Annotated in this window: 13 protein-coding genes; 11 read left to right on the forward strand and 2 right to left on the reverse strand. The window is 51.6% G+C overall.

Annotated elements, in window-relative coordinates:
• The first annotated feature begins 93 nt into the window (after positions 1-93).
• Positions 94-531 carry an SRPBCC family protein gene (locus WKR14_RS07915; RefSeq protein ID WP_101053103.1) on the forward strand — a complete coding sequence of 146 codons (438 nt, stop codon included), beginning with the start codon at positions 94-96 and terminating at the stop codon, positions 529-531.
• Positions 521-856, forward strand: a complete 336-nt coding sequence (locus WKR14_RS07920) for an RnfH family protein (protein WP_100145313.1) — start codon at positions 521-523, stop codon at positions 854-856. Before WKR14_RS07915 ends, WKR14_RS07920 begins: the two co-directional genes overlap by 11 nt.
• Before the next feature lie 83 nt (positions 857-939).
• Here the strand turns inward: WKR14_RS07920 and WKR14_RS07925 are convergent, their stop codons facing one another.
• Positions 940-1,437: an outer membrane protein assembly factor BamE gene (locus tag WKR14_RS07925; protein WP_339087603.1), complete on the reverse strand. Its 498-nt coding sequence runs from the start codon at positions 1,435-1,437 to the stop codon at positions 940-942.
• A gap of 487 nt (positions 1,438-1,924) precedes the next feature.
• On the opposite strand from WKR14_RS07925, the gene WKR14_RS07930 reads away from it, so the two are divergent.
• Positions 1,925-3,694: a monovalent cation:proton antiporter-2 (CPA2) family protein gene (locus WKR14_RS07930; RefSeq protein WP_339087604.1), complete on the forward strand. Its 1,770-nt coding sequence runs from the start codon at positions 1,925-1,927 to the stop codon at positions 3,692-3,694.
• Positions 3,695-4,080: 386 nt separating this feature from the next.
• Here the strand turns inward: WKR14_RS07930 and WKR14_RS07935 are convergent, their stop codons facing one another.
• Positions 4,081-5,367 carry a citrate synthase gene (locus WKR14_RS07935; protein ID WP_101052927.1) on the reverse strand — a complete coding sequence of 429 codons (1,287 nt, stop codon included), beginning with the start codon at positions 5,365-5,367 and terminating at the stop codon, positions 4,081-4,083.
• 412 nt (positions 5,368-5,779) lie between these two features.
• Here WKR14_RS07935 and sdhC point away from each other — a divergent pair, with 412 nt between their 5' ends.
• From sdhC to sucD, 8 genes are all read left to right on the forward strand, one after another.
• Positions 5,780-6,175 carry a succinate dehydrogenase cytochrome b556 subunit gene (gene sdhC / locus WKR14_RS07940; RefSeq protein WP_025011017.1) on the forward strand — a complete coding sequence of 132 codons (396 nt, stop codon included), beginning with the start codon at positions 5,780-5,782 and terminating at the stop codon, positions 6,173-6,175.
• The gene (gene sdhD, locus WKR14_RS07945) at positions 6,169-6,516 is read left to right on the forward strand and encodes a succinate dehydrogenase, hydrophobic membrane anchor protein (protein WP_025011016.1); all 348 of its coding nucleotides are present in this window, start codon (positions 6,169-6,171) and stop codon (positions 6,514-6,516) included. The genes sdhC and sdhD overlap by 7 nt, the downstream gene beginning before the upstream one ends.
• Complete coding sequence (sdhA, locus tag WKR14_RS07950; RefSeq protein WP_071477404.1) at positions 6,517-8,283, forward strand: succinate dehydrogenase flavoprotein subunit; 1,767 nt, start codon at positions 6,517-6,519, stop codon at positions 8,281-8,283.
• Between the two features lie 12 nt (positions 8,284-8,295).
• A complete protein-coding gene (locus WKR14_RS07955) occupies positions 8,296-9,003 on the forward strand; it encodes a succinate dehydrogenase iron-sulfur subunit (RefSeq protein WP_039032724.1) in 708 nt (235 codons plus the stop codon).
• Between the two features lie 193 nt (positions 9,004-9,196).
• Positions 9,197-12,019, forward strand: coding sequence for a 2-oxoglutarate dehydrogenase E1 component (gene sucA, locus WKR14_RS07960; RefSeq protein WP_101052934.1), 2,823 nt, complete (start codon positions 9,197-9,199; stop codon positions 12,017-12,019).
• A 30-nt stretch (positions 12,020-12,049) separates the two neighbouring features.
• Positions 12,050-13,246 carry a 2-oxoglutarate dehydrogenase complex dihydrolipoyllysine-residue succinyltransferase gene (gene odhB / locus WKR14_RS07965; protein WP_165564880.1) on the forward strand — a complete coding sequence of 399 codons (1,197 nt, stop codon included), beginning with the start codon at positions 12,050-12,052 and terminating at the stop codon, positions 13,244-13,246.
• A gap of 77 nt (positions 13,247-13,323) precedes the next feature.
• Entirely contained in the window at positions 13,324-14,490 is a 1,167-nt protein-coding gene (gene sucC, locus WKR14_RS07970) for an ADP-forming succinate--CoA ligase subunit beta (protein ID WP_025888715.1), read from the forward strand.
• The gene (gene sucD / locus WKR14_RS07975) at positions 14,490-15,362 is read left to right on the forward strand and encodes a succinate--CoA ligase subunit alpha (protein WP_025011011.1); all 873 of its coding nucleotides are present in this window, start codon (positions 14,490-14,492) and stop codon (positions 15,360-15,362) included. The genes sucC and sucD overlap by 1 nt, the downstream gene beginning before the upstream one ends.
• The last annotated feature ends 447 nt before the right edge of the window (positions 15,363-15,809 follow it).

Here is a 15,809-nt window from a genome sequence, read left to right on the forward strand (position 1 = left end):
GGACTCATTGCGATGGAACAAAGGATGCGTTTTTTGACCGGCATGCTAAAATCCGGGTCTGTTTTTGAGTCAGCCAAGAGTATCAACCAACGGATGCCACAGATTTCCCGCAGTGTTCTGGTGCGTTACAGTGCGAAGCAGATGTACCAGCTAGTCAATGATGTTGAGTCTTATAAAGAGTTTCTCCCTGGTTGCGTTGGCGGCAAGGTGTTGGAGTTTGATGGTAAAACCATGCTGGCGTCGGTAGATATCAGTAAGGCTGGGATCAGCAAGACCTTTACCACACGTAATCAGGTGGTGGAGGGGAGGAGTATTGAGCTGCAACTGGAGAATGGTCCTTTCAAGCATTTGACCGGTCATTGGTATTTTACCGAATTGGCCGAAGATGCATGTAAGGTGGAGTTTGAGTTGAATTTTGAGTTCTCCAGCACTTTGGTGGGTATGGCATTCGGCAAGGTATTCAAAGAGCTGGTTACCTCTATGGTTACGGCTTTTACTCAAAGGGCGAAGGAAGTATACAGTGGCAAGTGAACAGGAAAAATTCAGTGTCGATGTCATTTATGCCTTACCGACACAACAGAAGGTGATCAGTGTTTCCGTGACGCCGGGTACCAGTTTTATCGAGGCTGTACGTCAGAGTAACATCCAGGCTTTTTTCCCTGAGATTGACTTGGAAACGGTGAAACTCGGAACCTTCAGTCGTCAGGTCAAACATGATGACGAAGTTGAACCCGGGCAGAGAATTGAAATCTATCGTCCTTTGATTGCCGACCCCAAAGAGGTTCGCCGTAAGCGTGCCGAGAAGGCTGCGGAAGAAGGGCGGATAAATAAAGTAACCGGCGCCAAAATAAGCTGAGTTACTTTGCTGAACCCAAGATCTTAAAAAAGCGCCTGTTGGCGCTTTTTTAAGATCTTGGGTTCAAGCTTAGGCCTAAGCCGTTACTTACGGTCCTGTTCGTGCTTGTTCATCTTGGTTGGATCCTGCTCTTCAACCAAAGGTTTTTCATCGCCGCGCTGCTGAGGGATCTGCGGCGTTAGCTCAGGGCTGTTGGCCATTGGCAGGTTACTTTGTTCCAGCGGGGTATTGAATTCATTGCTTAGTTCGTAATCCCCAGTGACCTTGGTCAATTGATCGCCGCTAAAGTGCAGGATCAGTTCTTTGTGGGTAATGCTGGCATCACGACCACTCTTGTAATGGTATACATAGTACCAGGTATCATCCTTGAAGCTGTCCCGCAGTACAGGACGCCCAAGCACAAATTCCACCTGTTCCTTGGTCATGTCGATGCGCAGCTTTTCCACTTGCTGAGGCTCCATATAGTTGCCCTGTGGAATATCAGGCTTGTACACCAGCCAGTCAAAGACACTGCAGGCACTGAGTGAGAGGGTGAGCGCACTGACGCTCAGCAGGGTAAGACTTTGCTTTTTAATTGACATTGAATGTGCTACTTCATGAAAAACTGTCGGCCATAATACCCAAGCCCAGCCCGTGCTGACAAGGGCTATTGACTTGGCGCTTGAGGCTTCGACAACATAAAAGTGACTTGGTTCGTCTCTCTGTTGCCAAATTGTTGTCTTGGTTCAAATTAACTCCCGGCAAATAGAATAAGTTAGCGGGGGCGGCGGCTGATTTTAGTCGTTTCAGTTAAATGGGTTCCAGTTAGACTGCCAAGAAATTTGAAATCGTTTTGCCGGCTTGCAATAAGCCTGCTGCATCATTGAAAACCATTTGTATTTAAAAGACTTATTTTTAAATAGGTTCAAAATTTCGGTTATCAAGGCCTATAAAGCTGGCTATACTGAAACTCCCGTGATAGGCCCGAGTCAAACTTGCTTTGGGCCATTTAGATCATCCATGCCTTTTATCCCTGTATATAAGTGTGGCAAACAACAGCCTTCTATTGCTATTTGTTAAGGAGTCTCGATGGAACAGGCCGGCATTTTTACCTCTGTGCTCATGTTTTTGCTCGCTGCCGTGGTGTTGGTTCCACTTGGCAAGCGCTTTGGTATAGGCCCCATACTTTCTTACCTTGCCGCCGGTGTACTGCTTGGACCGGGCGGTATTGCTGTGGTTTCCGAGCCGGCAGCTGTGCTTCATTTTGCCGAGCTTGGGGTGATCCTCATGCTGTTTGTCATGGGGCTTGAATTGACTCCTGGCAAACTCTGGGAACTTCGCAGTGCCATATTTGGCCTAGGCAGTGGTCAGTTACTGCTGTCCTGGGCAGCGGTCAGCGCTTTGGCATTCGGTGTCGGGCTTTCCATTGAAGCCGCTATCATTGTCGGTGCAGCTCTGTCCCTGTCTTCTACAGCATTTGCGGTGCAATTAATGAATGAGCAGCGACTGCTCACTACACCAGTGGGGCGTGATGCCTTTGGGGTATTGCTGATGCAGGATCTGGCGGTGATCCCCATGATGCTGCTGATTGCTTATCTGTCGCCAAGCGGCGCCGATCCGGCTCATCATGCCGTACCCTGGTATTGGACCTGTGTAGCTTTATTGGGATTTTTGCTGGTGGGTAAATATCTGCTTCCCAAAGTATTGCAGTTGGTGGCGGCCAGTGGGGTGCGCGAAGTGCTGACGGCGTTTTCGCTATTGCTTGTGATGGGCAGTGCGGCGTTAATGGCCTGGCTCGGGCTGTCGGCCGGTATGGGGGCGTTTTTGGCCGGTATCATGCTGGCCAACTCGGGTTATCGCCATCAGCTTGAAACCGATATTGAACCTTTCAAGGGTTTGCTGTTGGGGCTGTTTTTCATGGCCGTAGGCATGACCATGGATCTTGGCTTACTGCTGAAGGAGCCTTTGGCGTTGTTGGGGATCCTCTTTGGCATGCTGGCGGTGAAGACTTTGGTACTTATGTTGCTTGGGAAGTTTAGACACCATACCTGGCGCAGTGCCATGGTGTTGGGGTTGATCCTGGCCGAAGGCGGTGAATTTGCTTTTGTACTGCTTTCCCAAGCGCAGTTGTCAGGGCTTTTATCCGAAAAAATCAGCCAGATGTTGGTGTTGGCTATAGGTTTGTCGATGGCGATAACGCCTTATTTGTTGAAATTGTTCAGGCTGCTAGGCAAACCGGCAGAAGCGAGCCGTTTACCTGATGTGATAGAAGCGTCAGAAAGCGAGGTGGTCATCGCCGGTTTTGGCCGCATGGGACAGATAACCGGCCGTATTTTGGCATCCTCGGGGATCCCGTTTGTGGCGCTGGATAAAGATGCCCGCCATGTGGATGTGGTGCGCCAGTTTGGGGGGGAAGTGTATTTTGGTGATGCCAAGCGGCTCGATATGCTGTTTTCGGCCGGTTTGCCCAAGGCGCGGGTGATCCTGGTAGCGGTCAACAATGTGGAAGATTCATTGCAGATAGTGACTCAGGTGAAGACGCACTTTCCCCATGTAGCCGTGGTCGCCAGGGCCCGTGACCGTAACCATGCTTATCGTTTGATGAGTCTTGGAGTGACGTCGGTATTTCGGGAAACCTTCGGCTCGGCCCTCAGTGCCAGTGAAAGTGTGTTGCAAACACTGGGACTCAGTCAGGTACAAGCCAATGAGCGGGTGAAGATATTTGCCGAGCACGACAAGGCACAGGTTGAAGCCGGAGCCAAGCACAAGGACGATCTTAAGGAGCTTATTCGCTTGTCCAATAAGGGCAGGGCAGAGCTGGAGTCCTTGATGCGAGCTGATAAAGACAAGGGGCTATAATGGAAGGAGCGAACAAGTCCCATGTGTGGTCTGGGGCGGCTTACTAACCGGCAAGCTAAGCTCTACAACAGAGAACACCACGGGGAATTATTCGCATCTTTTTAAGCGTGGTCGGATAAATGAGAGCTTGTCTTACGTTTCTTGCTTGGATGTTTGATCTAGGTTTTGGGCAGTTTTTATTCGGCTTATGGTGAGTTTAGCTTTATAAGCCAGGTTCTATACCCAATCATCATTATCTCAAGCCTTATAGGAGTGACTGTTTCAAGCGCACAACAGGAAATTGAAGTGGTTGCAGTTTGCTGAGGATAAAGGGCTGATAGATATTAAAGAGGTACAAAAAATCCGATGACCAGAGGTCATCGGATTTGGACTTTAAACACTTAGATTTAACGCTTGTCCAGTTCCACGAAGTCGCGGGAAGTCGCGCCTGTGTAGAGCTGACGTGGACGGCTGATCTTGTGACCAGGCTGATCCAGCATCTCTTTCCAGTGGGCAATCCAGCCAACGGTGCGGGCCAGGGCAAAGATAACGGTAAACATGGAGGTTGGAATACCAATCGCCTTCATGATGATACCTGAGTAGAAGTCGACGTTTGGATAGAGCTTCTTGGAGATGAAGTATTCATCTTCCAGGGCGATACGCTCAAGTTCCATGGCAACATCCAGCAGAGGGTCGTTAACCTTGAGTTCGGCCAGCACTTCGTGACAGGTTTCACGCATCACTTTGGCGCGTGGATCGAAGTTTTTGTAAACCCTGTGACCGAAGCCCATCAGACGGAAAGGATCATCCTTGTCTTTGGCGCGTTCGATAAACTCAGGGATGCGATCCACAGTACCGATTTCTTCCAGCATACGCAGACAAGCTTCGTTGGCACCACCATGGGCAGGTCCCCACAGCGAAGCGATACCGGCAGCGATACAGGCAAATGGGTTAGCACCTGAAGAGCCCGCCAGACGCACGGTTGAGGTTGAAGCGTTCTGCTCGTGATCGGCGTGCAGGATAAAGATGCGATCCATGGCACGTTCCACAATCGGGTTCACCTTGTATTCTTCACAAGGTACAGCGAACATCATCGACAGGAAGTTACCGGCATAGCTCAGGTCGTTGCGTGGGTACACGAACGGCTGTCCTATGGAGTACTTGTAGCACATGGCGGCAATGGTTGGCATCTTGGAAACCAGGCGGAAGGCTGCAATTTCACGATGACGGGCATCGTTGACATCCAAAGAGTCCTGATAGAAAGAAGACAAAGCGCCTGTCACGCCACAAAGCATGGCCATTGGGTGAGCGTCACGACGGAAGCCTCTGAAAAAGAAGGCCAACTGCTCATGCACCATGGTATGAGTTTTAACTGTGTAGGCGAATTTTTCATACTCTGCCTTACTTGGCAGCTCGCCGTACAACAGCAGGTAACAGAGATCCAGGTAGTCGGATTCTGTCGCCAGTTGATCTATCGGATAGCCACGGTGTAACAATACACCCTGCGCACCATCGATATAGGTAATTGCAGATTCACAGGAGGCCGTCGCGAGAAATCCTGGATCAAAGGTAAAGTAGCCTTTACTGCCGAGTTTACTGATATCGATTACGTCGAAACCAGCAGTTCCTTGTTTCACTGGCAGTTCAATCGAGTCGTTCCCTGGTAATTCCAATTTGGCTTTTAAATCAGCCATACCCCGTTCTCCTTACTTCATTCTTATGTGAGTGCGGCATGTCAAACGGCCATTACTTTACAGCCAATCCAGATCACATTTCAATTTAAATAAGCGTTTAAATTCGTTAGACCATGGTATAGGTAAGACCAATTTCCCTGATAACACCAGCACTTATCCTGTAAAAAGGGCAAAAAAACAAAATTTGGATAATGTGATGTTTGTATTTGACATTTACGACGAGTATACTTGCTGCGGCTCGCAAGAGCTACAAACGGCGGGCTTGGTTAGCATATCACTAATTAACTAATTTTGTGTGTTGTCAACAAGTTAGCTTTTTGTTTCAACCTTCTATTGTGAAACCCTTCTCTGTGACTTCAGTCACAGAACTGTGTAAGAGCAAAATCGGTTCACATAACAAAAAAAATGCTCAATGGAGCTGAGTGAGCAGAACGTGAAAAAGCAAAGACCTGTCCATTTAGATCTGCAGACCATTCGCTTCCCGGCGACTGCAATTGTGTCCATTCTACACCGGGTATCCGGTGTCATCATGCTGTTCGCTGTTGGTATACTTCTCTGGTTGCTGAATGCCTCGCTGGCGTCGGCCGAGAGTTTCCAAGGCGTACAATCTCTGTTAGACAACTTCGTGGTGAAGTTTATCCTGTGGGGCATTCTGACCGCACTGGCTTATCATTTGCTGGGCGGCTTGCGTCACCTGGTAATGGATACCGGTCGTTGGGAAGAGCTACCTTCGGGTAAGGCATCGGCCAAGGCAGTATTTGTCCTGACCGCAGTGTTTTCTGTATTAGCGGGGATCTGGGTATGGTAACCAATGCAGCGAGTTTTGGACGCAGTGGTGTTCATGACTTCATCCTATTACGCGCAAGTGCCGTCATTCTGGCCGTTTACACTATATTCCTGGTCGGATTTGCAGCTTGCAGTTCACCTCTCACCTACGACGTCTGGCATGGGCTGTTTGCTTCACTGCCGATGAAAGTCTTTACTCTGCTGGCGCTTATTGCGCTGCTTATCCATGCCTGGATCGGTATCTGGCAGGTACTGACTGACTACGTCAAAAACGTAGCACTGCGTGGGGTTTTACAGTTTGTCTTTGTCGTGACCGCCTTTGCTTATCTGGCGTCGGGCATAGTAATAGTGTGGGGTGTTTAAGTGGCTATTCCAGTACGCGAGTTTGACGCTGTCGTGATTGGTGCCGGTGGTGCCGGCATGCGCGCAGCACTGCAGATTTCTCAAGAGGGCAAGAGCTGTGCGCTCCTGTCCAAGGTTTTTCCTACACGTTCTCACACGGTTTCGGCTCAGGGCGGGATCACTGTTGCTCTGGGTAATGCCCACGAGGACAACTGGGAACACCATATGTACGACACGGTAAAAGGTTCCGACTTCATCGGTGACCAGGATGCCATCGAGTACATGTGTCAGACCGGCCCTGAAGCGGTTATCGAGCTGGAGCAGATGGGTCTGCCATTCTCACGCTTTGAAAACGGCACTATTTATCAGCGTCCTTTCGGCGGTCAATCCAAGAATTTCGGTGGTGAGCAGGCGGCCCGTACCGCGGCTGCGGCTGACCGTACCGGCCACGCGCTGCTACACTGCCTGTATCAGCAGAACGTCAAGAACAAGACTCAGGTATTTTCCGAGTGGTATGCCTTGGATCTGGTTAAAAACGAAGACGGTGCCATCGTAGGTTGTACTGCAATCGAAATTGAAACCGGTGAAATCGTTTACTTCAAAGCCAAGGCCACAGTATTGGCTACCGGCGGTGCCGGTCGTATCTTTGCTTCTACTACCAATGCTCACATCAACACAGGTGATGGTGTTGGTATGGCGGCCCGTGCCGGGGTTCAGCTGCAGGACATGGAAATGTGGCAGTTCCACCCAACCGGGATTGCCGGTGCCGGTGTTCTGGTGACTGAAGGTTGTCGTGGTGAGGGCGGTTACCTGCTCAATAAAGACGGCGAACGCTTCATGGAGCGCTATGCGCCCAACGCCAAAGATCTGGCTTCACGCGACGTGGTTGCCCGTTCCATGATGACAGAGATTCGTGAAGGCCGCGGTTGTGAAGGTCCTATGGGCCCACACCTGAAGCTGAAGCTGGACCATCTGGGCAAAGAAACCCTGGAAGCGCGTCTGCCTGGTGTATGTGAACTATCCCGTACCTTTGCTCACATAGATCCCGCCGATGGCCCAATTCCGGTTATCCCAACTTGTCACTATATGATGGGTGGTCTGCCAACCAAGGTATCCGGTCAGGTGATCCATAAGAACGCCGATGGTACTGAAGAAGATATCAAGGGTCTGTTCGCCGTGGGCGAAATTGCTTGTGTATCGGTTCACGGTGCCAACCGTCTGGGTGGTAACTCACTACTCGACTTGGTAGTGTTCGGTCGTGCAGCCGGTCAACATCTGGGTAAAGCGCTGGATGAAACCGCAGATCCCAAAGCTGCGACTGAAGCCGATATTCAGAAGTCTCTCGAGCGTCTGAATCGTTGGGAAAGCAATAAAGACGGTGAAGATCCAGCGGTTATCCGTAAAGATCTGCAGATGTGCATGCAACTGAACTTTTCGGTATTCCGTAGCGGTGATGCCATGGCCGAAGGCCTGAAAGAACTGCAGAAAATTCGTGAGCGTCTGGCCAATGCCAAGCTATCTGACAACTCCAGAGAGTTCAACACTCAGCGTATCGAGTGTTTGGAACTGGATAACCTGATGGCAACAGCTATCGCATCTGCTTACGCAGCCAACTTCCGTACCGAGAGCCGTGGTGCTCACAGCCGTGAAGACTTCCCTGAGCGTGATGACGCCAACTGGCTGTGTCACAGCCTGTTTGACCCAGTCAACGAAACCATGTCCACCCGTGAAGTGAACATGGCGCCCAAGACACGTGAAGCCTTCCCGCCGAAGAAGCGTACCTACTAAGGAGTTGCGAAGATGAAATTGGATATTGCAGTTTATCGCTACAATCCTGATGTAGACACTAAACCCTACATGCAGGATTACAGCCTGGAAGTGGCCGAAGGCACCGATATGATGGTATTGGATGCCCTGCTCAAGCTTAAAGAGCAGGACCCAAGCCTGTCTTTCCGTCGCTCTTGTCGCGAAGGGGTTTGTGGCTCAGACGGCATGAATATGAACGGTAAAAACGGTCTGGCCTGTATCACGCCTGTATCTGCATTCAAGGGCAAGAAGATTGAAATCCGTCCTCTGCCCGGTATGCCTGTGGTGCGTGATTTGGTGGTTGACCTGAGTCAGTTTTACAAGCAATACGAGAAGATCAAGCCGTACCTCATCAATGATGAGAAGAAGCCGGCCCGTGAACATCTGCAGTCACCGGAGGAGCGTGCTCACCTGGATGGTCTGTATGAATGTATCATGTGTGCTTGTTGTTCTACGGCTTGCCCATCATTCTGGTGGAACCCGGACAAATTTGTTGGCCCCAGTGGTCTGCTGCATGCCTATCGCTTCCTGATAGACAGCCGTGATACTGCGACCGAGGAGCGTCTGAGCGAGCTGGATGATGCATACAGCGTCTTCCGTTGCCACGGCATTATGAACTGTGTGGATGTTTGTCCGAAAGGCCTGAACCCAACCAAGGCCATCGGACACATCAAGTCCATGTTGCTGAAGCGGGCTGTATAAATGCAAGACGACGAGCTTAATCCAATAATTACATAGGCTCGTGGGGAGTCACTTTCTCTGGGCAGAAAGTGGCTCTTTGTGTGTAAAGGACTACAAAAGGCCGTAACATCCGGATGTCCCAGGGGCGGCTGAGACCCTGCCTAGGCAGGGAAAATATGGCTAAGCACGTGTATCAAGTTTGAAAGGATAAGAAATGCACCAAGGCAGCATGAAAGCCTGGCTCGAATCATCTCACTTGAGTGGGGCGAACTCGACCTACGTTGAAGAGATGTATGAAGCCTACCAAGAAGACCCCACCTCGGTATCTGACGACTGGCGTGCGGTGTTTGAGCAACTCCCTCCCGTGAACGGTGCCTCTGCTGATGTACCCGAAGCTTCTCACTCCAAGATCCGTGACTATTTTCGCTCCCTCGCACAGGAAGGCCGTAGCAAAGGTACCAGCCGCGTGTCCGATCCTGATGTCGACGCCAAGCAGGTAAAAGTTCTGCAATTGATCAACGCCTACCGTTTCCGTGGTCACCAGAGTGCCAATCTGGACCCGTTGGAACTGTGGAAGCGCGACACAGTTGCTGAATTGGATCCGGCGTTCCACGGCTTGACCAGCGAGGACATGGAGCGGGAGTTCAACACAGGTTCTTTTGCTTATGGCGGTGATACCCTGAAACTGGGTGAGCTGGTGAAGGCGCTCAAGGCGACCTATTGCGGCTCTATCGGCGCCGAATATATGCATATTACCGATACCGAAGAGAAACGTTGGATCCAGCAACGTCTCGAACCTTCACTGGGTAAGGGCAGCTATGATAAGGCAGTCAAGACCCGGATCCTTGAAGGATTGAATGCCGCCGAAGGCATGGAAAAGTATTTGGGTGCCAAATTCCCCGGTGCCAAGCGCTTCTCCCTCGAAGGGGGCGACTCGCTGGTGCCCATGATGCGCGAAATTATCTATCGTGCCGGTGAAGCGGGTACTAAAGAGATAGTCGTGGGCATGGCTCACCGAGGCCGTCTTAACGTTTTGGTTAACATTCTGGGCAAGCGTCCTGCCGAACTCTTTGATGAGTTTGCCGGCAAGCATCATGAGACGCTGGGTTCAGGGGACGTTAAGTACCATCAGGGCTTCTCTTCCGATTTTGAAACGCCCGGTGGCAATGTTCACCTGGCATTGGCGTTTAACCCTTCACACCTGGAAATCGTTAACCCGGTAGTGATGGGCTCGGTGCGCGCCAGACTGGATCGCCGCGGTAGCGAAGATGGCCTGCAGGTCATGCCAATTACCATTCATGGTGACTCGGCCATTGCCGGACAGGGTATTGTGCAAGAGACATTCAACATGTCTCAGACCCGCGGCTTTAAAGTTGGCGGCTCTATCCGCATCGTGGTCAATAACCAGGTGGGCTTTACTACCTCCAACCACCAGGATGTGCGTTCTACCGAATACTGTACCGATATCGCCAAGATGGTGCAGGCGCCGATTTTCCATGTTAATGCCGACGATCCTGAGGCCGTGGCTTTTGTCTCTCAGTTGGCTGTGGATTACCGCAATACCTTCAAGCGCGATGTGGTTATCGAATTGGTATGTTATCGCCGTCACGGCCACAACGAGGCCGATGAGCCCAGTGCGACTCAGCCACTGATGTACGCCAAGATCAAGAAGCACCCAACGCCACGTAAGATCTACGCCGACAAGTTGATTGCCGAGAACAGCATTGCGGCCGACGATGTCACCGCCATGATTAATAACTATCGTGATGCGCTGGATCAAGGGGATTGTGTGGTCAAAGAGTGGCGTCCAATGACGCTGCACACTGTGGACTGGACTCCTTATTTGAACCGCGAGTGGGATGAGTCTTTTGAATCCGGCATGACCCGCGAACGTCTGCAGAATCTGGCCGACAAGATAAGTTATGTGCCGGAGAGCCATAAGCTGCACTCACGGGTTGCCAAAATATACAACGACCGCGTCGCCATGGCCAAAGGCGAGAAGCTAATGGACTGGGGCTTTGCCGAGACTCTGGCCTATGCCAGCATCCTCGAAGACAAGCAAAGAGTCAGGATCACGGGTCAGGACTCGGGTCGTGGCACCTTCTTCCATCGCCACGCCGTGCTGCACAACCAGAACGATGGCACGACTTATCTGCCGCTGCGCCATGTGGCCGAAGAGCAGGGCCCTATCGACATCACCGACTCAGTGTTGTCTGAAGCCTCAGTGCTTGCGTTCGAATACGGTTACGCCACAGCTGAGCCAGGCGGCCTGACTATCTGGGAAGCCCAGTTCGGTGACTTTGCCAACTGTGCCCAGGTGGTGATTGACCAGTTCCTGTCATCCGGTGAGCAGAAGTGGGGCCGTCTGTGCGGTTTGACCATGTTGCTGCCACACGGCTATGAAGGTCAGGGGCCTGAGCACTCAAGTGCTCGTCTGGAGCGTTTCTTGCAACTGTGCGCCAATCACAATATGCAAGTGTGTGTGCCTTCGACACCGGCTCAGGTCTACCACATGCTGCGTCGTCAGGTAGTGCGTCCAATGCGTCGTCCGCTGGTGGTTATGTCTCCCAAGTCGCTGCTGCGTCACCCGCTGGCAGTGTCTTCCCTGGACGAGCTGGCCAACGGTCAATTCCAGAACGTTATCGGTGAAATCGATACTCTGGATGCCGCCAAGGTCGATCGCGTGGTGTTCTGTAGCGGTAAGGTTTACTACGAGCTGCTGGAACGTCGCCGCAAAGAGAATATCGATAATGTCGCTCTGGTGAGGGTAGAGCAGTTGTATCCCTTCCCACACGAAGAGATGGCAGTTGCCCTGAAAGATTATCAGCATGTGACCGACTTTGTTTGGTGTCAGGAAGAGCCTCAGAACCAAGGTGCCTGGTATTGCAGCCAGCATCACTTCTGGGCAGCCATTCCAAAAGGTGCCCAGCTCAGCTACGCTGGCCGTGACGCCTCTGCAGCGCCGGCTTGTGGCTATCCTGAGTTGCATACGCATCAGCAGGAATCACTGATCACTAGCGCATTAAAACTGAAGTAATAGAAATTTATACAAAAAGGAAAGCTTTCCATGAGTATCGAAATCAAGGTACCTGTACTGCCCGAATCTGTTGCCGACGCGACTATCGCCACTTGGCACGTTAAGCCTGGTGAGCCGGTTTCCCGTGATCAGAACCTGGTTGATATTGAAACAGATAAAGTGGTGTTGGAAGTTGTAGCACCCGAAGATGGCCAGATCAGCGAACTGTTGTTCCAGGAAGGGGATACCGTCCTGGCCGAGCAGGTTATCGCCAACTTCGTTGCCGGCGCGGTTGCCGGTCAGGAAGTGAGCAAAGAGCAGGCCGAAGCCGCTGTGCCTAAGGCTGAAGAAGCCGCGGCAGAAGGCAACGATGCCCTGAGCCCATCAGTACGTCGCCTGATCGCCGAACACAATCTGGATGCCGCTAAAATCAAGGGCACAGGTGTGGGTGGTCGTATCACCAAAGAAGATGTGGAAGCCTTTGTTAAGTCAGGCTCTGCCAAGCCTGCCGCTGCTGCTGCCACAGCACCTGTGACTCTGGCGGGCGATCGCAGTGAGAAGCGTGTACCTATGACGCGTCTTCGCAAGACTATCGCCACTCGTCTGCTGGAAGCCAAGAACTCCACCGCCATGCTGACCACCTTCAACGAGGTCAACATGAAGCCTATCATGGACATCCGTAAGAAGTATCAGGAAGTCTTTGAGAAGAAACACGGCATCCGTCTTGGTTTTATGTCTTTCTATGTGAAAGCCGTAACCGAAGCGCTGAAGCGTTATCCTGAAGTCAACGCTTCTATCGATGGCAGCGACATCCTGTACCACAACTACTTCGATGTCAGCATCGCCGTTTCCACGCCTCGTGGCCTGGTAACGCCTGTGCTGCGCGACACAGATACCATGAGCCTGGCCGATATCGAGAAAGCGGTTCGCGAACTGGCTATCAAGGGCCGTGACGGCAAGTTGACAGTGGAAGATATGACAGGTGGTAACTTCACTGTGACCAACGGTGGTGTGTTTGGCTCCTTGATGTCGACGCCTATTCTGAACCTGCCACAGAGCGCAATCCTCGGCATGCATGCCATCAAGGATCGCCCAATGGCAGTCAATGGCCAGGTGGAAATCCTGCCCATGATGTACCTTGCTCTCTCATATGACCATCGCATTATTGATGGTCGTGAGTCAGTTGGCTTCCTGGTGACCATTAAGGATCTGCTGGAAGACCCAACTCGTCTGCTGCTGGACTTGTAAGCGCCGCCAGACAATAACCTCGTGACTGGCCCTTCGGGGCCGGTTGGATTTAAAACGTAGTATACGGATAGATCATCATGAATTTGCATGAGTATCAGGCAAAAGCCCTATTTGCCGAATATGGTTTACCAGTGTCAGAAGGCTATGCTTGTGACACAGCTCAGGAAGCTGTTGAAGCAGCCGGTCGCATTGGCGGAAACATGTGGGTAGTCAAGTGCCAGGTGCACGCTGGCGGCCGCGGTAAGGCAGGTGGCGTTAAAGTCACTGGCGACAAAGAAGAGATCAGAGCCTTTGCCGAACATTGGCTGGGCAAGAATCTGGTCACTTATCAGACTGATGAAAAAGGTCAGCCGGTTGCCAAGATTTTGGTTGAAAGCTGCACTGATATCGCCAACGAACTCTATCTGGGTGCCGTTGTCGACCGTGGCACTCGCCGCGTCGTGTTTATGGCTTCTACCGAAGGTGGTGTGGAAATCGAAAAGGTGGCTGAAGAGACCCCTGAGCTGATCCACAAAGCCATTATCGACCCTATCACAGGTCCTCAGCCTTACCAGGCGCGTGACCTTGGCTTCAAGCTGGGTCTGAACCCAACTCAAATCAAGCAGTTCACCAAGATCTTTATGGGTCTGGCGACCATGTTCCTGGAGCATGACTTTGCCCTGCTGGAGATCAACCCTCTGGTGATCACCACCGAAGGCAACCTGCACTGTCTGGACGGCAAGATTGGCGTAGATGGTAACGCTTTGTTCCGTCAGCCAAAGATCAAAGACATGCATGATCCTTCTCAAGATGACCCACGTGAAGCCCACGCAGCCAAGTTTGAACTGAACTATGTGGCTCTGGACGGTAACGTAGGTTGCATGGTAAACGGTGCCGGTCTGGCCATGGGTACCATGGATATCGTTAACCTACACGGTGGCAAGCCAGCCAACTTCCTCGACGTAGGTGGCGGCGCGACCAAAGAACGTGTTGCCGAAGCCTTCAAGATCATTCTGTCTGACAGCAATGTGAAGGCCGTTCTGGTGAACATCTTCGGTGGTATTGTGCGTTGTGACATGATCGCCGAAGGTATTATCGGTGCAGTGAAAGAAGTCGGTGTGAAAGTGCCTGTGGTTGTGCGTCTGGAAGGTACCAATGCCGAGCTGGGCTCTAAAGTACTGGCCGAATCAGGTTTGGATATCATTGCTGCGACAAGTCTGACCGACGCTGCTCAGCAAGTAGTTAAAGCTGCGGAGGGCAAATAATGTCTGTTTTAATCAACAAAGATACCAAGGTTATCTGCCAGGGTTTCACCGGCGGTCAGGGTACTTTCCATTCTGAGCAGGCGATTGCCTATGGTACTCAAATGGTCGGCGGTGTGTCTCCAGGTAAAGGCGGCACCACTCACTTGGGCTTGCCAGTATTTAACACTGTGAAAGATGCTGTTGCCGCCACCGGCGCCACTGCATCTGTTATCTATGTACCTGCGCCTTTCTGTAAAGACGCTATCCTGGAAGCCATAGATGGCGGCATCGAGCTGATCGTATGTATCACCGAAGGTATCCCAACTCTGGATATGCTGCAGGTGAAAGTGAAGCTGGAAGAAACCGGCGTGCGCATGATTGGCCCTAACTGCCCAGGCGTTATCACTCCAGGCGAATGTAAAATAGGCATCATGCCAGGTCACATCCACAAGCCGGGTAAAGTGGGTATCGTTTCCCGCAGCGGTACTCTGACTTACGAAGCCGTTAAGCAGACTACTGACGAAGGTTTCGGCCAGTCTACCTGTGTCGGCATTGGTGGTGACCCAATCCCTGGTACCAACTTCATCGACGTACTGGAAATGTTCCAGAACGATCCTCAGACTGAGGCCATAGTGATGATAGGTGAAATCGGTGGTACTGCCGAAGAAGAAGCGGCGGCTTACATCAAGGCCAACGTCACCAAACCAGTGGTTTCTTACATTGCCGGTGTGACAGCACCAGCAGGTAAGCGTATGGGCCATGCAGGCGCCATTATTGCCGGTGGTAAGGGTACTGCCGCCGACAAGTTCGCTGCTCTGGAAGCCGCAGGCGTGACTACCGTACGCTCGCTGGCCGAAATCGGCAGCGCGCTGCGTGAGAAGACCGGCTGGTAAGCACAGTCGTTAAGCTCACAAAAGGCGCCGAGAGGCGCCTTTTTTATTGGCTGCTGTGATGAAGCTCTGATGCCCCCGGCTGGATATTTGATTGGGAAAAGGTTAGATTGGGGTCTGGTTATTCCTTCGGGGAGTCTTGGTGCATTAATGCGCTAAAAATATAAAAAATTCAAATTGTTATCAATCATCCCTCTTGGGGTTGTCGGTTTGTTGTTATCTGGAGCCGAGTAGTGGGCTGCGCCAAGACAGCCACTGACGCGGGTATCCGAGTCAACTCAGAGGGTTTGATGTCGTGTTAACACCATTTCAGCGCCGTATTGGTTAGCCCAATGCGGCGCTGAAGTGCAATTCGGGGGCGAAAGCGTCCGAAGATCAAGCTGAATTTGTCTGAAACGCCTGTCAGGCGATTTTCAGCGATTGGGTATTGGCGTCAACCCTCAATGGGGG

Origin of the sequence: Shewanella chilikensis (genome assembly GCF_037953065.1) — a bacterium.
Taxonomy (GTDB): domain Bacteria; phylum Pseudomonadota; class Gammaproteobacteria; order Enterobacterales; family Shewanellaceae; genus Shewanella; species Shewanella chilikensis.